This is a genomic window from Mannheimia massilioguelmaensis (genome assembly GCF_000940515.1).
Lineage (GTDB): Bacteria > Pseudomonadota > Gammaproteobacteria > Enterobacterales > Pasteurellaceae > Basfia > Basfia bettyae.
The window spans coordinates 330,446-354,602 of the sequence record NZ_CDQL01000007.1; the positions used below are offsets into that span (position 1 = coordinate 330,446).

23 protein-coding genes are annotated in these 24,157 nt (G+C 35.1%); 9 read left to right on the top strand and 14 right to left on the bottom strand.

The window, feature by feature from the left end:
* Window positions 1-2: 2 nt before the first annotated feature.
* From rbsD to BN1226_RS08150, 5 genes are all read right to left on the bottom strand, one after another.
* Window positions 3-422 (bottom strand): D-ribose pyranase, encoded by a 420-nt coding sequence (rbsD, locus tag BN1226_RS08130; RefSeq protein WP_005760583.1) that lies wholly within the window; start codon window positions 420-422, stop codon window positions 3-5.
* Window positions 423-620: 198 nt separating this feature from the next.
* The gene (locus BN1226_RS08135) at window positions 621-1,838 is read right to left on the bottom strand and encodes an aromatic amino acid transport family protein (RefSeq protein WP_044470758.1); all 1,218 of its coding nucleotides are present in this window, start codon (window positions 1,836-1,838) and stop codon (window positions 621-623) included.
* A 130-nt stretch (window positions 1,839-1,968) separates the two neighbouring features.
* A complete protein-coding gene (locus BN1226_RS08140) occupies window positions 1,969-3,324 on the bottom strand; it encodes a PFL family protein (RefSeq protein ID WP_044470759.1) in 1,356 nt (451 codons plus the stop codon).
* A gap of 11 nt (window positions 3,325-3,335) precedes the next feature.
* On the bottom strand, window positions 3,336-3,611 hold the full coding sequence (locus tag BN1226_RS08145) for an ACT domain-containing protein (RefSeq protein WP_044470760.1): 276 nt from the start codon (window positions 3,609-3,611) through the stop codon (window positions 3,336-3,338).
* A gap of 125 nt (window positions 3,612-3,736) precedes the next feature.
* Window positions 3,737-5,122, bottom strand: a complete 1,386-nt coding sequence (locus tag BN1226_RS08150; RefSeq protein ID WP_044470761.1) for a DASS family sodium-coupled anion symporter — start codon at window positions 5,120-5,122, stop codon at window positions 3,737-3,739.
* 441 nt (window positions 5,123-5,563) lie between these two features.
* Here BN1226_RS08150 and nrdR point away from each other — a divergent pair, with 441 nt between their 5' ends.
* The 7 genes from nrdR to BN1226_RS08185 all read left to right on the top strand — a co-directional run bounded on the left by nrdR (window position 5,564) and on the right by BN1226_RS08185 (window position 12,513).
* Entirely contained in the window at window positions 5,564-6,013 is a 450-nt protein-coding gene (gene nrdR, locus BN1226_RS08155; protein ID WP_005760586.1) for a transcriptional regulator NrdR, read from the top strand.
* A 38-nt stretch (window positions 6,014-6,051) separates the two neighbouring features.
* Complete coding sequence (gene ribD / locus BN1226_RS08160) at window positions 6,052-7,140, top strand: bifunctional diaminohydroxyphosphoribosylaminopyrimidine deaminase/5-amino-6-(5-phosphoribosylamino)uracil reductase RibD (protein ID WP_044470818.1); 1,089 nt, start codon at window positions 6,052-6,054, stop codon at window positions 7,138-7,140.
* 6 nt (window positions 7,141-7,146) lie between these two features.
* On the top strand, window positions 7,147-8,208 hold the full coding sequence (gene degS / locus BN1226_RS08165) for an outer membrane-stress sensor serine endopeptidase DegS (protein WP_044470762.1): 1,062 nt from the start codon (window positions 7,147-7,149) through the stop codon (window positions 8,206-8,208).
* Window positions 8,209-8,330: 122 nt separating this feature from the next.
* A complete protein-coding gene (locus BN1226_RS08170) occupies window positions 8,331-10,073 on the top strand; it encodes an alkaline phosphatase (protein ID WP_044470763.1) in 1,743 nt (580 codons plus the stop codon).
* Between the two features lie 6 nt (window positions 10,074-10,079).
* Window positions 10,080-10,556, top strand: a complete 477-nt coding sequence (locus BN1226_RS08175) for a hypothetical protein (RefSeq protein ID WP_044470764.1) — start codon at window positions 10,080-10,082, stop codon at window positions 10,554-10,556.
* 33 nt (window positions 10,557-10,589) lie between these two features.
* Window positions 10,590-11,282 carry an ABC transporter ATP-binding protein gene (locus tag BN1226_RS08180; RefSeq protein ID WP_044470765.1) on the top strand — a complete coding sequence of 231 codons (693 nt, stop codon included), beginning with the start codon at window positions 10,590-10,592 and terminating at the stop codon, window positions 11,280-11,282.
* Window positions 11,275-12,513, top strand: a complete 1,239-nt coding sequence (locus tag BN1226_RS08185) for an ABC transporter permease (protein WP_044470766.1) — start codon at window positions 11,275-11,277, stop codon at window positions 12,511-12,513. The genes BN1226_RS08180 and BN1226_RS08185 overlap by 8 nt, the downstream gene beginning before the upstream one ends.
* A gap of 101 nt (window positions 12,514-12,614) precedes the next feature.
* On the opposite strand, the gene hemL is transcribed toward BN1226_RS08185, so the two are convergent.
* Window positions 12,615-13,898: a glutamate-1-semialdehyde 2,1-aminomutase gene (hemL, locus tag BN1226_RS08190; protein ID WP_044470767.1), complete on the bottom strand. Its 1,284-nt coding sequence runs from the start codon at window positions 13,896-13,898 to the stop codon at window positions 12,615-12,617.
* Between the two features lie 172 nt (window positions 13,899-14,070).
* Here hemL and wecA point away from each other — a divergent pair, with 172 nt between their 5' ends.
* Together wecA and BN1226_RS08200 are read left to right on the top strand one after the other, a co-directional pair.
* The gene (wecA, locus tag BN1226_RS08195) at window positions 14,071-15,150 is read left to right on the top strand and encodes a UDP-N-acetylglucosamine--undecaprenyl-phosphate N-acetylglucosaminephosphotransferase (protein WP_005760451.1); all 1,080 of its coding nucleotides are present in this window, start codon (window positions 14,071-14,073) and stop codon (window positions 15,148-15,150) included.
* A 21-nt stretch (window positions 15,151-15,171) separates the two neighbouring features.
* Window positions 15,172-15,954 (top strand): chain-length determining protein, encoded by a 783-nt coding sequence (locus tag BN1226_RS08200; protein ID WP_044470768.1) that lies wholly within the window; start codon window positions 15,172-15,174, stop codon window positions 15,952-15,954.
* Window positions 15,955-16,092: 138 nt separating this feature from the next.
* On the opposite strand, the gene BN1226_RS08205 is transcribed toward BN1226_RS08200, so the two are convergent.
* From BN1226_RS08205 to rsxA, 8 genes are all read right to left on the bottom strand, one after another.
* Window positions 16,093-17,460, bottom strand: coding sequence for a sodium-dependent transporter (locus BN1226_RS08205; RefSeq protein WP_044470769.1), 1,368 nt, complete (start codon window positions 17,458-17,460; stop codon window positions 16,093-16,095).
* Window positions 17,461-17,693: 233 nt separating this feature from the next.
* Window positions 17,694-18,329 carry an endonuclease III gene (gene nth, locus BN1226_RS08210; RefSeq protein WP_005760626.1) on the bottom strand — a complete coding sequence of 212 codons (636 nt, stop codon included), beginning with the start codon at window positions 18,327-18,329 and terminating at the stop codon, window positions 17,694-17,696.
* Window positions 18,326-19,039 carry an electron transport complex subunit E gene (locus BN1226_RS08215; RefSeq protein WP_005760455.1) on the bottom strand — a complete coding sequence of 238 codons (714 nt, stop codon included), beginning with the start codon at window positions 19,037-19,039 and terminating at the stop codon, window positions 18,326-18,328. The genes nth and BN1226_RS08215 overlap by 4 nt, the downstream gene beginning before the upstream one ends.
* A gap of 18 nt (window positions 19,040-19,057) precedes the next feature.
* Entirely contained in the window at window positions 19,058-19,666 is a 609-nt protein-coding gene (gene rsxG / locus BN1226_RS08220) for an electron transport complex subunit RsxG (protein ID WP_005760555.1), read from the bottom strand.
* Between the two features lie 9 nt (window positions 19,667-19,675).
* Entirely contained in the window at window positions 19,676-20,734 is a 1,059-nt protein-coding gene (gene rsxD, locus BN1226_RS08225; protein ID WP_044470770.1) for an electron transport complex subunit RsxD, read from the bottom strand.
* Window positions 20,735-20,751: 17 nt separating this feature from the next.
* On the bottom strand, window positions 20,752-22,851 hold the full coding sequence (rsxC, locus tag BN1226_RS08230; RefSeq protein ID WP_044470771.1) for an electron transport complex subunit RsxC: 2,100 nt from the start codon (window positions 22,849-22,851) through the stop codon (window positions 20,752-20,754).
* Window positions 22,852-22,854: 3 nt separating this feature from the next.
* Window positions 22,855-23,445 carry an electron transport complex subunit RsxB gene (gene rsxB / locus BN1226_RS08235; protein ID WP_044470772.1) on the bottom strand — a complete coding sequence of 197 codons (591 nt, stop codon included), beginning with the start codon at window positions 23,443-23,445 and terminating at the stop codon, window positions 22,855-22,857.
* A 13-nt stretch (window positions 23,446-23,458) separates the two neighbouring features.
* Entirely contained in the window at window positions 23,459-24,040 is a 582-nt protein-coding gene (gene rsxA / locus BN1226_RS08240; RefSeq protein ID WP_044470773.1) for an electron transport complex subunit RsxA, read from the bottom strand.
* Window positions 24,041-24,157: the final 117 nt, after the last annotated feature.

A 24,157-nucleotide genomic window follows, 5' to 3' on the forward strand; every position in this document is an offset into this window, starting at 1 on the left:
CCTTAAAATGGTACGCCTGAATATAAAATAATATTTGCATAAGGTGAGCATTCGCCAGTGCGTACAATAGCTTTACTCATGAGCGTTTGTTCTTTGAAGATTTCGTGATTGACATAATCAATTTGAATCGTATTGTTTTGTTTTTGTTCTAATTCAGTTAGTCGAGCTAAAAGTGCGGTTAAAATTTCTGGATTTTTTTGTTTTATTTCTTCAGCAATTCGTACACGCTCTATATATAATTCATCTACGATCACATCAAAGGTTTGTAAAAAAGAGGGAATTCCAGCAGTTAAAGCAAGATCGATACGTTCTACTGAATTTGGGATTGGTAATCCTGCATCACAAATTGTCAAGCTATCGGTGTGACCTAATGTTGCAAGACAGTGTGAAAGCTGAGCATTAAGGTTAGTGGTTTTTTTCATAGAAACTCCTTCATGTTATTTCATCGAAACGTTTCGATGGGCAGAGTAAAAGAAAATGGAATAAGAATAAATAGACAGATTTCAAAAATGTGAAGTAGATCAAATTTTTCGTCAAGTATGGAAAAAGGAACTAATATAAAAAGTGCGGTGTAAATTTTAAAAATTTATACCGCACTTTTGCATAGTATTTTAATAAGATTAGCCCACGGCTTGAGGTAAATAACCTAATTGAATCAGGAATGGGATAATCATGATAATAATACCAGCAATGAGGGCTATAACTAATGCACTATTTCCACCAATCACACGATAAGGTAAGTTTGGAAATTGTTGACGAGCCTTCCAAGCTAAGCCAATTGGTAAAATCATACCATAGAATGCGAAGAGTAAACCTGCATAACCTAGTGCGGTAATAAAACCATCAGGGTAGAAGAGCGCAAACATAATTGGCGGAATAAAGGTAACTGCGGTTAGCCAAATTCGATTTGATGGTAATCTTACCCGTTTTAATAAGTCATTAGCACATTCAAATATACCAAGTGAAACACCTAAAAAAGAGGTGATGAGTGCTAATACGGAGAATATGCGAACGGTTTCGCCTAATATAGTGCTCCCTGTAATTTGGCTGGTTGCGGTGACTAATCCATTTAAGGTTGGATCATTTTTCAAAATAGTGGTGAATTCATTTTGACTCAAGACGCCATGAGTCGACAATTGCCATAATAAATAAGCGGCTAATGGAATAGCTGTGCCAATATAAATAGCTTTACGAATTTTACCAATATCCGCATTTAAGTAAGTATTGATGCTTGCCATAATTACATGGAAGCCAAAAGAGGTAAAGAATATAGGAATAGATGAAATCACTAATAAATTATCTAATGGCACAGCAGTTAAGTTTTCTAATTTTGCTTTCGGTAACATCATGAGTAAAACCATAATGAAAGCAATAATTTTGCCAATAAATAATAAACGGGTTAGACCATCAACAGATTGAATTCCAACAACAACGAATGAACCGAGAATAACGGTAAAAATCAAAATACTGATTTTTAATGTTGTTTCTTTGTCTCCCATTTCAGGCATAATTCCAGCCAGCAATGAACCACCGCCAGTGATATAAGCTGAAAGTAGTGCATAGAGCAAAATCAATAAACTGATGGTTGCCAGCACCCGCCCGGCCATACCGAAATATTGTTCTGCTAGGCTTGCTACGCCGACATCTTGTCGTGGAGCAGTTTGATAAACTTCCATAAATAATAAACCTGTATAAGCTAATAACGCCCACAAGCTAATTAATAATAATGCCGTGACTCCAAATCCCATACCTGCTGAAATCAATGGCATTGCTAACATTCCAGCACCAATAGTGGTGCCAGCGATCATTAATGCACTTCCTAAAATTTTATTTTTCATTTTTATATATTTATTTGGTTGATAAAGATGTTTATTCTATCAGAAGTTCTAGCATTAGCCATAGAATCTGATATAAAAAGTGCGGTTAATTTTTTGAAAATTAAGACCGCACTTTTGGGCGTTAATTTTATTAGTTTTTCATGGATTGAACTGGCGCCGGGATACGTCCCCCACGGTTCACGAAGACTTCACATGAACCTTCTTTGATAGGCATAATTGGAGCATAACCAAGTAAGCCTCCAAATTCTACGCTTTCACCCACGCCTTTACCTATGACAGGAATGATACGAACAGCAGTCGTTTTGCTGTTGATCATTCCAATTGCGGCTTCATCTGCAATGATACCTGAAATAGTATGGGCAGGAGTATCACCTGGAACGGCAATCATATCTAAACCTACAGAACAAACTGCGGTCATGGCTTCAAGTTTTTCTAAGGTTAAAATTCCACTTTCAGCAGCTGCAATCATACCTTCATCTTCTGATACAGGAATGAAGGCTCCACTTAAGCCACCTACCGCACTAGAAGCCATCATACCGCCTTTTTTCACTGCATCATTGAGCAATGCTAATGCGGCTGTTGTACCATGCGTACCGCAGACGCTTAAGCCCATAGCTTCAAGAATACGAGCGACAGAATCACCAATGGCAGGGGTGGGTGCTAGAGATAAGTCTAAAATACCAAATGGAATATTGAGCATTTTAGAGGCTTCTTGACCAATTAATTCACCAACACGAGTAATTTTAAATGCTGTTTTCTTAACGACTTCAGCCACTTCTGTGAGTGTGGTTACATTAGCGTTTTCCAGTGCTTCTTTTACTACACCAGGGCCAGAAACACCGACGTTGATAACCGCATCGGCTTCTCCAGAACCATGGAAAGCTCCTGCCATAAATGGGTTATCTTCAACAGCATTACAGAAAACAACAATTTTGGCACAACCAAAACCTTCAGGTGTAATATCTGCAGTACGTTTTACCATCTCACCTACAAGTTTAACGGCATCCATATTGATACCAGCACGAGTAGAACCAATATTAATAGAACTGCAAACAATATCAGTGGTTTTCATGGCTTCAGGAATAGAACGAATTAAGACTTCATCAGAAGGTGACATACCTTTTTGTACCAATGCAGAGAAACCACCAATAAAAGAGACGCCAATAGCTTTTGCCGCACGATCTAAGGTTTGTGCGATTGATACATAAGAATCCGCTTTTGTTGCAGCCGCAATCTGTGCGATTGGTGTCACAGAAATCCGTTGATTGACGATAGGAACACCATATTTAGCAGAAAGGATATTCGCTGTTTTTACCAAGTCCTGACCAATACGAGTGATTTTGTCATAGATATTTTGATTTAGTTGGTGAATATTACTCGTGATACAGTCATGTAAATCAATACCTATAGTAATAGTTCGTACATCAAAATTTTGATCTGAAACCATTCGAATAGTTTCTAGAATTTCATCAGATTGAATTGTCATTATTCACCCCATTAGATACGGTGCATTGCTTTAAAAATTTCTTCATTTTGTAAACGAATATCTAATGCCAGATTCTTGCTTGCTTGAGTAAAGAAATCCGCTAATTCAGGAAAGGATTTTGGGCATTTAGAGGTATCAACTAGGATAATCATGGTGAAATAATCATCCATTAATTGTTGTGTGATATTGACGATATTAATTTGGTTTTCCGCAAGCATTTTTGATACATCATAAACAATACCTACGCGATCTTTGCCGATAACTGTAATAACTGAATTGTTGCTCATAGTTTGCACCTTTTGTCTTTTTATAGATAGTATCAGTATAACAGCTTTTTTCTACATTGGCTTTGTATATAATTTGTATACAAAAAGTGCGGTAAAATTTTTAAAAAAGTTACCGCACTTTTAGATTAAAGCCAGAATAGATAACCAATGGCAGAAATCACAAAAATACAAGTTAAGTTAATTTTATAAGAACGTAACATTTCTTTTTGTTTAACCATGCCTGTACTGAAAACAATAGCATTGGGAGGTGTACCTACAGGCATCATAAATGCACAAGATGCTCCTAAACCGATAATTAATGCAAAACCTAATGGAGACATATTGAGTGACTCTGCAATAGAAATAAAAATTGGTACTAATAATGCGGCACTTGCAGTGTTGGATGTGAATTCTGTGAGTAATATAATAAAAGCGGCAATAGTTAAACAAATAACATAATAACTTTGCCCTTCAATTAATGCGACTATTCCATCAGCCATAATTCGGCTTGCGCCAGTGTGAGTCAACACGGCACTGAGCGTTAAACCGCCACCGAATAGATATAATACTCCCCACTCAGTATTATTATGTAAGTCATTCCAGGTTACGACGTGGCTAACACATAATAACAATGCAGCAATTAAACCGACAATACTATCAAAATTTGCGATTTGACCTTTTAGACCAAGTAGCTCTGATAAAAAAGGATTGACTGTGCCACCAAATATCCAACAGATAACCACAATTAAGAAGATCGCAAGGGTAATGATACGATTACGATCCATACGGATTTTTTCAAAATTATATTCAAATTTTTGGTTAAATTTAGGTCGAAAATTGAAATAGAGAATAGCGACCATCATTGGAAAAAGCAGTAACATTATAGGTATGCCATATTTTAACCAACTAGCAAAGCTTAAATGTAGTTGTGAAGCGACAATTGCATTAGGTGGACTTCCTACTAAGGTTCCCATTCCTCCAATACTTGCACTATAAGCAATCCCTAAAAGTACAAAGGTATAAGTATTGTGTTCTTTTTCAGGATCCATATTACTTAGGATGCCCATTGCTAAAGGAATCATCATAGCCGCTGTTGCCGTATTACTCATCCACATAGAGAGGAATGCTGTAATAACAAAGAGGAAAAGCACCGCTCGAAATAAATTACCATTAGCTAATGCCATAATTTTATTTGCGATTAAGCGATCGATTTTTTGCATATGTAAGGCTGTAGCTAAAGCAAATCCACCAAAGAATAGGAAAATAGTAGGATCAGCAAAGGCAACTAAGGCTTCTTTTGAGGATACTAAACCTAATAAGATAGCAAGAACAGGCACAAATAGTGCAGTGACAGTTACATGAACAGCTTCTGTAAGCCAAAGCACTGCAACGAAAGCTAACAGCGCTAAGCCTTTAGAGGGCGCTGGCTCAAAAGGAAGAAATTTAATTAGTAAACAAAATAAAACGAAGTCAGCAAGAATAATAATCGTATTACGTTTATTTTTACTGACATCTTCAAAGTTACCACTCATGTCATCTCCTCATTGTGGTGTAATGCAATATGCATTAAATAATAGGCTTCCCGAGAATTTAAATATTCAGAAAAGTAGATAAATAAAAATTGCTATTGTAGTAAAATTAATGATTAAGCATCATCACTCCTATGTTTGTTATGGTCATTAACGAAACTATGATAATCGTTTGCGATAGGCTAAATTGCCATATAAAGAGAATAATCGCAATAGTGAATGGTAAAATGAACATTAAATTTTTGTAAGTATTACAAAAAGAAACAATATTGTTTAAGTATTGTTATTGGGGTGTTATTAATTTGTATGGTGAAATTTTCATAAATCCTTTTTATATAAGATAAAGCAGATCTTTTTACTTAAATAAACATAGTGTTTGTATATCGTAAATTCATATAAGTTTTGTTATGATGACAAAATATTTTCTCGTTATAGGAAAAAATTATGCATTGTCCATTTTGTTCAACTGAAGAAACCAAAGTGATAGATAGCCGTTTGGTTTCTGATGGTTATCAGGTTCGTCGTCGTCGTGAATGTACAAATTGTCATGAGCGTTTTACTACATTCGAGACCGCAGAATTAGTTGTACCTAAAATCATTAAAAATAATGGTATGCGTGAACCTTTTAATGAAGATAAATTACGACGTGGTATTCAGCATGCATTAGAAAAACGTCCTGTAAGTGCTGATGATGTGGAAAAGGCTATTAGCCATATTATTCACCAATTACAAGCAACTGGTGAACGTGAAGTGTTAAGCCAATTTGTTGGATCTTTAGTGATGGATGAATTAAAGAAATTGGATAAAGTTGCTTATATTCGTTTTGCTTCTGTTTATTTAAGTTTTGAAAATATTAATGAGTTTACAAAAGAAATTGAAAAATTAAAGGAATAGTTTTAGTGAGCCAATTTACTTCAGAAGATCAACACTTTATGCAATTAGCTATGGAACTTGCGGCTAAAGGACAATTTACCACCACGCCAAACCCAGCCGTTGGGTGTGTATTAGTAAAAAATGGCAATATCGTAGGTAAAGGATTTCATTTTAAAGCGGGGGAACCTCATGCTGAAGTAATGGCTATGCGAGAAGCGGGCGAAAAGGCAAAAGGTGCGACTGCTTATGTTACCTTAGAACCTTGTTCTCATTTTGGGAGAACGCCTCCTTGTGCCAAAGGCTTAATTGAAGCGGGCATTGCCAAAGTAATTGTCGCCATGCAAGATCCTAATCCTTCCGTCGCTGGTAAAGGTTTAAAAATGTTGATGAATGCGGGTATTGAAACCTCAGTAGGTTTATTGCAAGAGCAAGCAGAAGCATTAAATAAAGGTTTTCTTAAGCGCATGCGTACAGGAATGCCTTATATCCAGTTAAAAATGGCGATGAGTATTGATGGACGTACAGCAACCGCAGAAGGAGAAAGTAAATGGATTACTGGAGAACAGGCTAGGGCAGATGTACAGCTTCAACGGGCAAAGGCTTCAGCAATTCTCTCTGCAAGCAACACTGTATTGAAAGATAATCCTAATTTAAATGTGCGTTGGGAACAATTTCCTTCAGAATTACAATTACAATATAAAAAAGAACAACTCCGCCAGCCTATACGAGTGATTATTGATTCTAAACATCGGGTTTTACCTAGTTTAAATCTATTTAAAATCAATTCTCCCATATGGTTAGTGGGAACTAGTACTCGAGATATATCAATGTATCCAGAGTATTGTCATTCATTAGAATTACAACCCGAACCTAATCAAACCATGTTGCAAGCACTCATGATGGCTTTAGGCAAACAGCAAATAAACTCTATTTGGGTAGAAGCAGGGGCGGAGCTTGCGGGCTCATTAATAGCAGAAAACTTAGTGGATGAACTGATTATTTATATGGCACCTAAATTATTGGGCGATCAAGCTCGAGGCTTATGTCATTTACCTGCATTAACAAAATTAGTAGATGCCCCATTATGGAAATTGCAGTCCATCGAAAAGCTCGGTGACGATGTTAAAATGATCTATACAAAGGATTAGTCTAAAATGTTAAAAAAAATTATCCAAGCCGCAATTATTGGCCTTGCTTGTGCGGGGTTGGTATTAGCTTTCTTGCCTAAACTTTCTTCTAATCATTTAGGCTTTTCCTTATATGTAAATGAAGATTCTGTATTATCATTTAAAAACGCAGTACGTATTGCTTCTCCTGCAGTTGTCAATGTTTATAATCAATCTTTTTCCTCTTCTAATGCCGATGAACGATTACAGGTTAATAGTTTAGGATCGGGTGTAATCATGTCAAAAGATGGTTATATTTTGACAAATATGCATGTGATTCAAAATGCCGATCAAATTGTAGTCGCTTTACAAAATGGCATAATTTCCGAAGCTGCACTTATCGGTTCAGATAAATTGACAGATTTGGCGGTATTAAAAATTCGAGCAGAGAATTTGCCTACTATACCTCAAAATCCTAGTCGGCAAATTCATGTTGGAGATGTAGTGCTTGCAATTGGTAATCCCTATAATTTAGGGCAAAGTGTCTCTCAAGGAATTATTAGTGCCACGGGGCGAAATACGGTAGGCGATTCAGTAGGGCGCCAGAATTTTATTCAAACAGATGCTTCAATAAATCGAGGTAATTCTGGAGGAGCATTAATTAATTCCTTAGGTGAATTGGTTGGTATTAGTACATTAAGTTTTGGTAAAGATGCTTCTGATATTGCAGAAGGATTAAATTTTGCTATACCTATGAATATTGCTAACGATGTACTTAATAAAATTATTCGTGATGGACGAGTGATCCGAGGTTTTTTCGGCGTACAAAGTAATATTATTTTTAATGAGAATACAGATTCTCAAGCAGGTGTAAAAGTGGGAAGTGTTGTTGAAGATGGTCCAGCAGCTAAAGCAGGTATTCAACCTAATGATATTATTCTTGAATTTAATAATGAGCCAGCAACCTCACCTGCACAGATGATGCAAGTTATTAGTAATGTTAGACCAGGTAGTGTGGTAAATGTCCTTATTGAAAGAGAGGGGAGAAAATTAACTATTCCTGTACAAATAGAAGAATTTCCAGAGTCTATACCTGAGAACAATCAATAAATTCTGTAGAAAAGCGACCTTATGTCGCTTTTTTATTTTTATTCATATAGTCATAATTCTGTCATATATCTTTTTTATATTATAGCCAGTCAGGTAACCTTCTACTTATAACTGGAGAATATATGAAAAAATATGCATTAATCCCTTTTATTCTAGTCGCTTTCCCTTTTTATTCATCAGCAAATACGATTTATCCTTTAGATCGGGCAACGATGATGGTTGATGGTAAATTTGATTTTAAAGTTGAATTTGATGAAGTTATTCAACCTCAACAAGTAAGTATTTTGATTAATGGTAAAGATTTCAAAGATGTTTTAGGCAGTAAACAAGTTGAATTTATTGAAAAAGAAGATGGTAATAATGTTTCAGCATTATGGTTACGTAATGTAAGTATCCAGAGTGCAGGCAATTATAAAGTACAAGCAAAAGTAAATGATAAAACTACAGAAGTTAATTGGACAGTTTATAAAACACCAGATGTAGCAAAAGCTAAAAATGTCATTTTCTTCTTAGGTGATGGTATGTCTGTTGCTCATAGAACTGGTGCGAGAATTTTATCGAAGGGTATTTATGAAGGTAAAGCAAAAGGTAAATTAGCAATGGATAGTTTGCCTATTAGTGGTTTTATTGGAACTTATAGTACAGATGCGATTACCGCAGATAGTGCAAATACTATGAGTGCTTATATGACTGGGCATAAATCAGCAATTAATGCTTTAGGGGTTTATGTAAGTCGTTCTAAAGATAATTTAAATCATCCTAAACAAGAAACTTTAGGCGAAGTCATTCGTCGTAAAACAAATAAAAGCTTAGGTATCGTAAGTGATGCCGAAGTAGAAGATGCAACGCCTGCTGCCGTGGTTTCTCATACACGTCGGCGTGCAGATAAAGATAAAATTGTTGGTATGTTTTATGATGTTAAGCCAGATGTATTGTTAGGCGGTGGATCAGCTTATTTTCTCCCTAAATCAATAGTTGGTTCTAAACGTAAAGATGATATTAACTATATAGAAAAATTCAAACAAGATGGTTATACATTAGTTACTAATAATACAGAATTAACAACAATTGATAAAAATACCAATAAACTTTTAGGATTATTCCACACGGGGAATATGGACGGTGTTTTAGATCGTCGTTTCTTAAAAAATAATGTAACTAAAAAATTCCCTGACCAACCTGATTTAACCACCATGACTAAAACTGCTTTAGATGTGTTATCTAAAAATCCAGAAGGATTTGTGTTAGTAGTTGAATCAGCATTAATAGATAAAGCATCACATCCACTAGATTGGGAACGCGCATTAACAAATACGATAATGTTAGATCAATCAGTTGATATCGCAAAAAAATTTGCAGAAAAACATCCAGATACATTAATTATTGTAACTGGGGATCATACTCATGGTATTTCGATCATTGGTACGGTAGATGATGAAAAAGAAGGTCATGATATGCGTGAAAAGGTTGGAGTATATGAAAAAGCAGGATATCCAAATTATGAAGATAAAAATAAGGACGGCTATCCTGATGATATTAATGTTTCAAAACGTTTAGCCGTATTCTTTAATAACTTTCCTGATTACTATGAAACATTCCGCCCTAAGTTAGATAATCCATTTACTCCAGCTATCAAAAATGAGAAAGGTGAATATGTGGCTAATGAAATATACAAAGATATTCCTGGGGCAGTATTAAGAACAGGTATTTTGCCTCGTGCAGAATCTCAAGGTGTTCATTCTGTTGACGATATCGTAATTCAAGCACAAGGACCAGGTTCAGAAGATATCAAAGGTTACATGGAAAACTCAGATATTTTCAAAGTGTTAATGGATAGTTTAGCAATTAATGGGATAAAAAAATAAAAGCACATGTTGAAAATTAATACTAAAAAAGAAGTTTCTTCCATTTTGTTTAAACAATTCAAACAATGTGTTTATGCCATTGTTCTATCACTTCTATGCTCATCTGTACAGGCTAAGAATGAATTATTATTTGATGAACTTTATGGGAAAATTTCTTCATTAGGTATGGAATTTTCTGACAAGGTAAAGCAGTTTGATGGGAAAACTGTCACCATGAAAGGATTTATGGCGCCGCCATTAAAAGCAGATGCTAAATTTTTTGTACTCACAAAAATGCCAATGGCATTATGTCCATTTTGTTCATCTGATGCAGATTGGCCTGAAGATATTGTTGTGGTCTATCTAGATAAGCACCAAAAATTTGTTCAAAATAACACACGAATTGAAGTAGAAGGCATATTAGAATTTGGTTCTTGGACAGATCCAGATACAGGATTTTTGAGTTTACTGCGTTTAGTCGATGCGAGCTTTCATACGTTATAAATAATATTAACAAAATATTATGAGTGAGGTTTTATGGCTAATTTATCTATTCGGAATTTAGAAATGCGAGTTTCTTGCTTTCCGAATCCTATTTTACAACTTGAAAAGTTAAAGATTCTTGCTGGAGAACAAGTCGCTATTATAGGTCCTTCTGGGTGTGGCAAAAGCACCCTATTAAATTTAGTTAGTGGTTTATTAAAACCTACTTCGGGGGAAATCGAATGGGATAAAAATAATATTGCGAGTTTATCACCCGCTGAACAAGATAAATGGCGATTTCAGCATGTTGGTATGATTATGCAGGACTTTTATTTAACGCCTGGATTAAGTGCAATTGAAAATGTTTTACTTCCAATCTCATTTCTTTATTGGACAGTATCTAATGAGTATTATCAAAAAGCTAAAGATTTATTACTATCATTAAACATGCCCAATGTAGATACTAATGTAGAACATTTATCTCGTGGTGAAAAACAACGTGTTGCTATAGCACGAGCTTTGATTATGAATCCTAAAATTCTTATTGCTGATGAACCTACTGCAAGTCTAGATGTGGAAAATGGTCATAAAATTTCTGAATTATTGACCGCACTTTGTAAAGATCAAAATATTACTTTACTGGTTGCGACTCATGATCCTTATTTGATTGGTTTGATGAAACGTTGCATTCGTTTAGAAAATGGTCGAATTGCTTCTGATAAGCAGGATGGTCTTCTCTATGTTTAAATTATTACTTTTAGATTTTAAACAAAGTAAATTAGGTAGCTTGCTAATTATTTTATTAATTGCATTATCTAGTGCGTTAAGTATTGCTATTAATCTACAAGAACGGGCAGTAAGAGAAGGTAGTACTCAGGCAGCTGAAAGATTTGATTTAATAATTGGTGCACCAGGAAGTGAAACTCAGCTAGTTCTAAGTTCAGTATTTTTACAACCTGCATTTTTGAGTCTAATAGATTATAAAATTTACCAAGATCTTGAAAAAAATGACAAGGTAGACTGGGCTGCGCCTTTAGCTTTTGGTGATTTTTATCAAGATTCTACGATTGTTGGAACGAATACTAATTTAGTAACTGATGGCGGTAAGCGAAAAATTATTGGCCGTGTTTTTAATCATTTAAATGAAGCTGTTGTTGGGCAAAATACAGGACTTAAAATTGGAGATCATTTTTCACCTATTCATGGTCAAGTTGGTGATGTTAATCGTCATGTGCATAAAGAACAATCTTACGTTGTTGTAGGGATTGTACCAACAGAAGGAAATCGTTGGGATCATGCTATTTATGTACCTATTGAATCAGTTTGGAAAGTTCATGCTAATCATCATGATCAACATCCTTTACTGAATATTAATGAGAGAAAAAAACGTAATCTTCATCATGAAAAATATGACGATTCAGAATATATTCAGCCATTGGGAGCATCTGCAATTGTTGTGAAACCTAAAAGTTTTTCTGGAGCATATCAATTAAGAAATCGATATAAAAATGAATCAACTCAAGCAGTATTTCCAGCTGAAGTCTTAGTTAAAGTACATTCCTTATTAGGTGATAGTAAACAAGTATTATTGTGGATTTCTATTGTTACGCAAATTTTAATGGCGTTAGCACTATTGATGATTATTGTGTTGTATCTTAAAAATCGTCGTCAACAAATTGCTGTATGGCGTATTTTTGGTGCACCACGAAATAAAATATTTTTACTAGTATGGTTAGCTTTAGTTATTGTAATTGCGCTTGCAATGCTATTAGGAATCTTGATTGGCTGGATATTTGCACTAATTATTTCATATTATTTGAGCATTGAAAGTGGTTTCCAATTACCAGTGTATTTAAGTGATGAAGATGGATATTTTGTGTTATTTAACTTTATATTTGCTATTTTAGTTGCTTTGATTCCGTCATTATTATTCTATCGACAATCACCAATTCAGATTTTACAAAATCGTTATAATTGATGATCTTATGAAATTTGTCAATTTTAACCGCACTTTATAGATTGCCATAATAAAAGAGGACATTTGCAATGTCCTCTTTGCTTGTATGTCAGTTGATTATTTTATGCAAGTGCCGCAAAGGCTTTATCTGCTGCTTTTAATGTATACTCAATGTCCTCATCTGTGTGCGCTAATGACATGAAACCAGCCTCAAATGCAGATGGTGCAAGATAAATACCTTCATTGAGCATTTTATGAAAGAATATTTTAAATTTTTCAGTATCACAATCCATTACATCTTGATAGCAAGTGACTTTTGGTTTGTCTGTAAAGAATAAACCAAACATTCCACCTACGTAGTTGACTGTGAATGGAACATGATGTTTTTCGGCAAGGGCTTTTAAACCTAATGCTAATTTTTCTGTTAATTCAGCAAGGTGTTTTTCATTACCTGCTTTTTGTAATTCAGTTAAACAAGCAAGGCCTGCTGACATGGCAATCGGGTTACCTGATAATGTACCTGCTTGATATACTGGGCCAGTTGGAGCAATATATTCCATAATTTCTTTTTTACCGCCAAAGGCACCTACAGGCATGCCGCCACCAATGACTTTACCTAAACAAGTTAAATCGGGTTTTACATTATAATAAGATTGAGCCCCACTTAATGCCACACGAAAACCTGTCATTACTTCATCAATAATAAATACCGCACCATATTGGTCACAAAGCTCACGTAAGCCTTGTAAGAAGTTATTTTTAGGTGGTACACAGTTCATATTTCCAGCAACAGGTTCAACAATTACACAGGCAATTTGTTCTGGATATTGCTGAAATGCTTGTTTAACTGAGTCAATATCATTATAAGTACAGGTTAATGTATGTTTGGCAAAATCAGCAGGGACTCCAGGAGAATTTGGTTGACCTAAAGTTAAAGCGCCAGAGCCTGCTTTTACTAAGAGTGAATCGGCATGACCATGATAACAACCCTCAAATTTAATAATTTTATCACGGTTGGTATATCCTCTAGCTAAACGAATCGCAGACATGGTTGCTTCAGTCCCTGAACTTACCATACGTACCATTTCAATGGATGGAATTAATTTACAGACTAATTCCGCTAAATCTATTTCAATTGATGTAGGCGCGCCAAAACTTAATCCATTTTCAGCCGTTTTCATTACTGCATTTAAGATAGCAGGGTGGTTATGACCTAAAATCATTGGGCCCCATGAACCTACATAGTCCACATATCGCTTACCATCGGTATCCCAAATATAAGCACCTTTTGCTTTTTGAATAAATACGGGTGTCCCGCCAACGCCTCTAAATGCTCGTACTGGCGAATTTACACCACCTGGGATAACTTTTTGCGCTCGTGAGAAGAGAGTATTGGAATCTGTCATAATGAGTTTCCTTGTTTATTTGTAATAAAATCTGATAAAACGGATATATTGTACTTTAAATATCATAAATATTTTCTTTTTTATAAAAATATTTATGTAGTAAATATCCCTTTATGGTATTCTTTACCATCTAAAATTGTCATTTAAGAGCATTTATGAAGGTATAAATTAGATGTTATGGCTTAGTTTGATTCTTACATTTATCGTTTCATTTTTAACGATTATTATTGCAAAGCCGATTGCGATTAAAGTTGGGTTGGTTGATAAACCTAATTATCGTAAACGTCATCAAGGTGCAATTCCATTATTGGGTGGTATTTCTTTATTTATGGGAAACCTTTGTTTCTATTTATTGCAATGGGATTCAACTCGTTTACCTTATTTATATCTCTTTTGTGTCTTAGTTTTATTGATCATAGGGTTGCTAGATGACCGATTTGATTTAAGTGCTGCATTACGAGCGGGTATTCAAGCCGTGTTATCTGTATTAATGATTTATTTTGGTCATTTATCTTTAGAACATTTAGGGCAAATTATTGGTCCATTCCAAATTACCTTGGGTCCTGTCGGTTTTATTATTACTGTATTTGCAACCATTGCAATAATTAATGCCTTTAATATGATTGATGGTATCGATGGTTTATTAGGTGGTTTATCTAGCGTTAGTTTTTCAGCCATTGCGATTTTAATGCTATTAGATGGGCAGTATGATTTAGCCGTATGGTGCTTTGCATTGATTATAGCTTTAATACCTTATGTGATGTTTAATTTAACTATCTTTGGTAAAGAACGCAAAATTTTTATGGGAGATAGTGGCAGTACATTAATTGGCTTCACAATGATTTGGATTCTTTTACTGAGTACTCAAGGAAAAGGACACCCAATGAATCCTGTGACCGCATTATGGGTGATTGCTATTCCAATTATTGATATGATCGCTGTTATTTATCGTCGTTTACGTAAAGGTAAAAGCCCATTTAAACCAGATCGTTTACATGTACATCACTTAATGGTTCGAGCTGGTTTAACATCACGTCAAGCACTTTTAGTGATTACCTTATTTTCTGCGCTTTGTGCTGGATTTGGTATTTTAGGTGAAGTTTATTACATTAATGAATGGATAATGTTTATTTTATTTATTGGATTATTCTTCTTATACCTATATTCGATTACTAAAGCATGGAAAGTAACTCGTTTTATTCGTCGTATGAAACGTAGAGCGCAACGCCGTTTGAATCAAAAAAAAGCATAATTTTATTATTTGGGGTTAACTATGTCAGAAAATAATTCAACTAATTCAAGTTCAGGATTTAAATTATTACTCATTACTCTCTTATCCACAGCTGTATTTGCAGGGGCAGGTTATGGTTCTAGCTATTTAATGAAAGAACAATGGACTTCAGATGTTTCTCTTGAAAAACCCTCAACCGCAGAATTAGGTAATTATTACTCATTATTTTCCACATATAATTTAGTTAATGAAAAGAAAGTCGATACTGAAGCCGATATGGTGGTATTTAATAGTTTTAAACAATTAGCGACTTCTTATGATCATGCAAAAACATTCTGGGAAAATACAGATTATTATAAGCAACAGCTTACGGATAACCCTCAACATGATTCTGAATTATTAGACAAGTTAATTAAAAAAATTAATCTTGTAGAAAATGGTAGTGATAAGGCTAGACTAACTTTAGAACTTGAAAATCCTAAAAGAGCTAATGAGTTGCTATCTTCTTATATGGACTATACTAATAATTTGAATAAACAATCTGTTTATAATGATCTTATTGTTAAATGGAAAAGTTTATTTGATCAAGTTAAATCCGCTAGTGAAGTTAATTTAGATTCTAACGGTAAACAAAACTGGGAAGCTAAATTAAAAATGATGCGTTCAGTCACAGGATTAGATGATAATTTATCTAGCTATCATTTTCTTAAAAAACCAGGACAAGCGGCATTATCAGGTCCAGATCGTCTATTATGGGCCGGTGCTGGTGCAGGCGTTGGGTTTATCTTAGGATTATTAATTTCGTTATTCATGCGTAGAAAATAGTTAATCAACTAAATAAAAAAGCCTAAATAATTTAGGCTTTTTTATTATAGTTAATACAGCAAAAGTGCGGTCATTTTCCTAGAAATTTGAATAACAAGGGATGAAACTTCAAATTTTTCTTTGTTTACAGTGATTAAATTAGAGTAAATTACTTAAGAAAATGACAATAATAATCACTGGAACAACATATTTAACATAGTTAAACCAAATATTAGTAAATGTTGAATTAGGCGAGTCAGAAAGTTCCTCTTTAGCTTTATCTTTTAATACAAAACCTACGAAAATTGCACAGCCTAACGCAGTGAGTAAGAATAAAATATTACCACTCACAAAATCGAATGCATCAAAAATACTTTTCCCAGATAGTCTAATACTGCTCCAAATGTTATCACCTAAAATAGATGGAATATTTCCAAATACAAAGATGAAACCTAAAGTTAGAGCAATTGCTTTGCTACGACGCATTTTTAATTTTTCTTGTAGAGCAGTAATGATAACTTCATAGATAGTAAGTGAAGTAGTTAATGCTGCAATTAATAATAAAGAGAAGAAAATAATTGCAAAGAAAGTACCTGCCCATAAGTGTGAAAAGACAATAGGTAAACTTTGGAAAACTAATGTTGGCCCTGCGTTAGGTGCAATTCCAAAACTAAATAAGGATGGAAAGATCATAAAACCAGCAAGTACCGCAATAATAGTATTAGTGAAACCAGTAATAATTGCAGTTTGAACCAGGTTTTCTTCTTTGCTTAAATAACTAGAGAGCGTAATTAATACACCAAACCCAAGGCTTAAAGCAAAGAAAACTTGACCTAATACCATAATAAAGAGTTTAGCCGTAATTTTTGAAAAATCGGGTTTTAAATAATAAATTATGCCTTCCATTGCACCTGGTAATGTGACATTACGAATAACCATGCCAATGAGAAAAATGAATAGTAAAGGCATGAGGTATTTTACTGAGCGTTCAATTCCACCAATAATGCCTTTTGCTAAAATAAAATAGTTAATGGCAACAAAGCTAAATGTATAAAGGGCAATTTGCATTGGGCTATTACCAATGCTTGAATCATAGAATGCTTTGGCGGTATCTTTAGTAATTGGCATTGAAATATCAAGTGTGCCAGTCAGCAAGCTAATAATATAATTTATTACCCAGCCACCTAATACCATGTAATAAGCCATAATACCAAAGGCACCGAGTAAGCCCATGTAACCTATAATTTTCCAATATTTAGAAATATTTTTATCTTGTAATTTATCACCAAAAGCATCAATAGAGTTGACACGTAAGCGACGACCAATAACATTTTCAACTAATATCATGGGAATGCCAATTAAGATCATGGCAACACAGAATAACAAAACATAAGCTCCACCACCATTTTCACCGACTAAATAAGGAAAACGCCAAGTGGCACCAAAGCCAACCGTTGCTCCAGCAACAGTCATGATATAGGTGAGTTTGCTCGACCATGTTTGTCTTTCAGTTGTTTTTGTTGTCATTGTTGGTTCCATGTTTGTATAAATCAATTCGATTTTATAAATGACTTTAAGTTTAAGAAAGGGGCTTAAAATCTAGATTAAGTACTCGATAAATATCGAAAAAGGGGATTATTCTATCTTATTTTTTTATTTTTTTGTAGATGAATAAAAAATAATAGAGAAAAAATTTAATAAATATTTATATTTACTATATTACATATAAAAAAAGATGCGGTTAGACATCTTTTATTTAATTAAATATCAGTTTTATTTTTGTATTCACAGAGATCTTCAATGAGACAAGAACCACATCGGGGCTTACGAGCAATACAAGTATAACGACCAAATAAAATTAACCAGTGATGAACATCCATTTTAAATTCATCAGGAACCACTTTATTAAGTTTTTCTTCTACTTCTAATACATCTTTACCTGGTGCAAAACCAGTACGATTGGACACACGGAAAATATGTGTATCAACTGCGATAGTAGGATGCCCGAAAGCAGTATTTAATACCACATTAGCCGTTTTACGCCCAACTCCAGCAAGCGCCTCCAAGGCTTCACGATTTTCAGGTACTTGGCTGTGATGTTTTTCAATTAAAGTGCGGCATGTTTTAATAATATTTTCTGCTTTAGCGTTATAAAGCCCAATAGTTTTAATATATTCTTTCAATCCATCTACGCCTAAAGCTAAAATATCCTCAGGAGTATTCGCTACTGAAAATAATTTATCGGTGGCTTTATTAACACCTTTATCTGTTGCTTGTGCGGATAAAATAACAGCAACTAACAACTCAAAAGGTGAACTATAGTTGAGTTCTGTAGTTGGCTTTGCGTTTTCTGCTCTTAAACGAGTAAGAATTTCAATTCGTTTGGCTTGGTTCATTTTTTACGATTCTCTATCATATTTTTTAAGGCTAACATTAATGCTAAGCCAAGAAATGCTCCAGGCGGAAGAATAGCTAAAAGTAAGTTATTATCATTTTGGAAGAATTCAATGCGTAATGATTTAGCCCAACTGCCAAATAATTGATCGAGACCATCAAATAAGGTTCCATTACCTAAAATCTCACGTAATGAACCTAATACAAATAAACTTAATGTCATCCCTAACCCCATAGAAAATCCATCAAATATAGAATGTAATAATGAGTTTTTGGAAGCAAAAGCTTCTGCCCGCCCAATAACGATACAATTTGTGACAATGAGTGGAATGAAAATTCCTAAAGATTGATAAAGAGTATAGGTATAAGCATTCATTAATAGTTGCACTACAGTGACGGTAGTTGCAATGATCATCACATAAATAGGAATTCGAATTTCATGTGGAATTTGTTTACGGAAAATAGAAATCATTGCATTGGTACAAATCAATACAAACATTGTTGCTAAACCTAGCCCTAAAGCATTAGTCGCACTGCTTGATACAGCTAATAGCGGGCACAAGCCTAATAACTGAACTAATGTTGGGTTATTATTCCAAATGCCTTGTTTGAATAGATTCGCCCATAGCCCTTTTTCTTCTGTTTTGACTACCGCAGTTTTAGTTTCTGAGGTTTCCAAAGTGCGGTCAATTTGTTGAGAATTTTCTGTCATTTTGATCTCTTTGAAAAACTAATTGCATGTTGGATATTGTTCAAAATTACTGCTTTTTAACATTAATAATGCTGAACGTTTTACTTGATTTATCAATGCGCGAGGAGTAATCGTTGCTCCTGCAAATTGATCAAATTTACCACCATCTTTTTTTACTGCCCATTCAGCTTGATTATTTTCAGTAATATGTTGATTCGTTAAGCTTAAAATCCAATTGGAAATACGTAAATCAATTTTATCACCAAGACCTGGGGTTTCATGATGTTCAATTGTTCGCACGCCTAAAACTTCACCTGAAGGAGTCAAACCCACTAAAATACGAATATCACCAGAATATCCATCATGAGCAACGGTTTCAAATGCATAAGCCGTAATTTGTTGATTTTTTTTGGCTAAATAAATTTTATGAATATCAGGCAACGCAGATTTTATACAACTTTGCACTAAATTATTATCAAAGTAATTTTGGGGAATTACTTCTAATAATAATTTTCGTTGATTTTCACTGATTACTGAATCAATTTTATCTTTAGTAACGAAATATACGCCTGCAGATACTAAGGTACAAATCACTGCAACCAGTGCTAGAAGAAGACCATATCGAAAGGTTACAACAGCTATTTTCATGATGTTTCCTTATTTTCTATTAAAATGGCCAGATACACGAGGGCGAGTATATTGGTCGATTAATGGCACACAAATATTGGCTAATAAAATAGCAAATGCTACACCATCAGGATATCCGCCGTAAAAACGGATAAGGCAGAGGAGTAAACCCACTAATACGCCAAAGATTAATTTACCTCTATGGGTAATGGAGGCTGTAACAGGATCAGTCGCAATAAAGAATGCACAGAACATGGTTGCTCCACTAAATAATTGCCATAAGGGTGATGGCATATTATGACCAAATACCCAAGTACAACCAGAGAAAATGAGCACTGTCGCCAATAACGCTACAGGAATATGCCAATGAATAATTTTTTTCCAAATAAGGAATAAACCACCTAGTAAGAATGCCAAATTCACTTGGAACCAACCTAAACCAGCGAAAACAGATTGAGTAAATAATGGTGATTGGTTAATTTCCGTTAAACTTTGATGCGATTTTAAACCTGTTTTCACCGTGTCTAATGGCGTGGCTGAGGTAATGCCATCAATAGAAGCAGCCAGTTGATGCAAACTAAAACCATCTGAACTTACTTGAGTAAAAATCAAAGAATAAGCATCAATAATTGTGGGTGGCTCTTGTAATAATGATACAGGAGGCATCCAATTTGTCATTTGTACAGGGAAGGATATTAATAGTACTACATAGCCTACCATAGCAGGATTAAATAGATTTTGACCTAATCCTCCATACACATGTTTACCAAGAATAACAGCACAAAATACCCCAATCAAAATAACCCAATAAGGCGCATAAGGAGGGATTGCCATAGCCAAAATAAGGGCCGTTAAAGTGACACTAAAATCCGATACATAAAATAACTTTGACTTTTTGCGGAGAAGGGTAACAATAAATTCAAGTAAAAGTGCAAAGCTGATAGCTAATGTTGCTTGGATAAGCACACCAAAGCCGAAGTAGTGAATTTGCATAAATAATGCTGGAAGCATAGCTAAGATTACCCAAAGCATAATACGTGCTGTGAGTTTCCCTGAATGACTATGTGGAGAACTTGCTATTTTAAACATATTGATAGCACCTTAAATTATTCTGTTTTATTTGCTTGTTGTTGAGCTAATTTTTTCGCTTTTGCTCGAGCAATCGCAGCAGCAATTGCCGCTTTTTTAGGATCCGTTTCTGTTGATTCAGAAGCAGTAGAAATTTCTGTATTTTGTGCCGCAGTTTGGGAGGCTTCTGATTGCTCACTAGCTCCTTGAACCGCCTGTTTTTTGGCTTTAGCACGTGCAATGGCAGCGGCAATCGCTGCTTTTTTAGGATCCGTTTCTGTTGATTCAGTAGCCGTAGAAATTTCTGTATTTTGTACCGCAGTTTGGGAGACTTCTGATTGCTCATTAGTTCCTTGAGCCGCCTGCTTTTTGGCTTTAGCTCGAGCCAATGCTGCTACAATCGCTGCTTTTTTATCATCGCCCGTGGAATTTTCTGTATTAATTGAGTTGATTTCTGAACCAATATTTTCTGCTTTTTCAGCTTGTTGACGAGCTAAACGACGAGCTTTGCGTAACGCCATTATCTCTGAGTTATCAGGTAAGATTTCACCTTTTTCAGAGACAATCGTTTTCATGCTAGAAATTGTTGGTTTAGTCGTAATATCAGCTTTTTTGGCTTTTAATCTTTCAAGTGCTGCTTGTACTGGATCGATACCTTTTTGATTAGCCAATTCTTCTCGGCGAGCTTCAGCAGCTCGTTTTGAACGTTCTTGTCGTTCTTGTAATTCGCGTTCCATTCGGGCTTGTTTTGCTTCAAAACGAAGTTTAGCTTCTTCTGCTTTTTTAGCTTTCTCTTTAATTTCCCAAATTTTTGCTTTTTCTTGGCGGAAATATTGAATTAATGGAATATGGCTAGGGCAAACGTAGGCACATAATCCACATTCGATACAATCTTTTAAATGATATTCTTCAGATTTTTCATGTTCTTCTGAACGAGCATACCAATAGAGCTGCTGAGGCATTAAATGTACTGGGCAGGCATCAGAACAAGCAGAACAGCGAATACAAGCTTGTTCTTCAGCTTTGTGATCATATTCAAAATGATCTGGTGCTAAAACACAGTTACCCAATTTTGTGATAGGTGCATCAAGGTTAGATAAGCTTAAGCCCATCATTGGCCCACCGAGGAAAACTGGTAGGCGTTCATCGTATTCGTAACCTACATTTTTTAGTAAGAATGAAATAGGCGTACCAAAGCGAACCCACTGGTTACCTTTATTGGGAATTTTATCACCAGTGAAAGTAACAACACGTTCAATTAACGGCTCATCATCAATGATAGCACGTTTAATAGCAAAGGCGGTTCCAACATTCTGCATCAATACACCAATACTTGAAGAACGTTGACCACTAGGCACTTCCATACCTGTTAATACTTGGATCAATTGTTTTGCGGCACCTGAAGGATATTTTGTTGGAATGACTCGGATTTCCATATCATTAGCCCCATGTAATGCATTTTTAAGTGCAACTACAGCTTCTGGTTTGTTATCTTCAATAGCAATAACCACTTTTTCTGGGCGCAAGATATAACGTAGAATACGAACCCCTTCAATGATTTCCTCAGGGTTATCTCGCATTAAACGATCATCACAGGTAATATAAGGTTCGCACTCAGCGCCGTTAATAATCAGTAATTTAACTTGTTTTTGGGCAGAGTCTATTTTTGCTGCGGTCGGAAATACAGCGCCACCAAGCCCTGCAATCCCTGCTTGATAAATAGTTTCAATTAAAGTTTCAGGCGTTTGTGTGAGGAAATCTTCAATTGGATTTTGCTCACGCCATTGATCCTTACCATCAGCATGGATATGCACGGCTAATTCAGATAAACCAGATGGATGTGCAGCAATATAAGGCGCAATATCGATTACCGTTCCTGAAGTTGGTGCATGAATAGGTAATACTCGTAAACCATCACCTTGGGTGAGAGGCTGACCTTTAAGTACTTTATCACCTGGTTTAACTAATAAATTACCGGCAGAACCAGCATGTTGTTTTACAGGTACATAAAAATCTTCAGCTAATGGGGCTTGAATAATTGGGGTTTGGTTAGATTGTGATTTCATTTCAGGAGGATGAATGCCTCCATCAAAATCCCAAAGTTTACCAGAGTTAAATCTTGTTAATACATCGGCCATCTGTTATTTCCCCACCACTAATTTTTTATTACCATCTGTGGTATTTAGAACAGGAATAACGAGATCTGGATTAATTTTCCAATCCCAGCTATCAACAGTTTTTTCAACTTTTATCATCACAATACAATCCGTTGGGCAAGGGGCGACACAAAGTTCACAACCTGTACAAAGGTCAGGAATAATAGTGTGTAAAGATTTATTGGTGCCAATGATGGCATCAACTGGGCAAGCTTGAATACATTTAGTACAGCCAATACACATATCTTCATTGATAAAAGCAACTTTAGGGCTGTTATCTTCAGCAAATTCAGCATCAGGTACATCAACGCCAAGTAATTCAGCGATTTTGACGACAGTCTCTTGACCGCCAGGAACACATTTAGTGATTTGATCACCATTAGCAATAGCTTCTGCATAAGGTCGACAACCAGGATAGCCACATTGTCCACATTGACTTTGTGGAAGAATCGCATCGATTTTATCGACAATCGGATCGGCATCAACTTTTAATTTTATCGATGCAAAACCTAAAATAGCACCGAATATAAGTGCTAACACTGCAATGGCAATAAGAACGTAGTAGAAAGTTGTCATTAGCTTTGTTGCCTTAGAGTCTAATAAGACCCGTGAAACCCATAAACGCTAATGACATTAGCCCTGCTGTCACTAAGGCGATTGATGCACCTCTAAATGGAACAGGAACATCCGCAGCAACCAGTCTTTCTCGTAAAGAAGCAAATAAAATTAGTACTAAAGCAAAACCCAGAGATGCTCCAAACCCATAGATAACAGATTGAGTAAGATTATGTGCTAAGTTTATGTTTAATAATGCCACACCAAGAACCGCACAGTTTGTTGTAATCAATGGTAAGAAAATACCTAATAAGCGATATAAGGTAGGGCTAGTTTTATTAATCACCATTTCGGTGAATTGAACCACAACAGCAATCACTAAAATGAAAACTAGCGTACGTAAAAAGGTTGCATTTAGTGGTGCTAAAATATAGGTATCCACGAGATACGAACAAAGTGAAGCAACAGTTAATACAAAGGTGGTTGCGAGTCCCATTCCAATAGCTGTTTCAACTTTTTTGGATACTCCCATAAATGGACAAAGCCCTAAGAATTTAACTAGGACAAAGTTGTTTATTAGAGCTGTACCAATAATTAATAAAATATAGTCTGTCATATCAGTGTAATTCGTTTGAGTAAGCGAGTTATTATCCTCGTTTTAAGATTTTAGAACAATAAGAATTTTAACAGCTAAATATAACAGATTTTCAAGATAATTTTTATCCCTAAATAG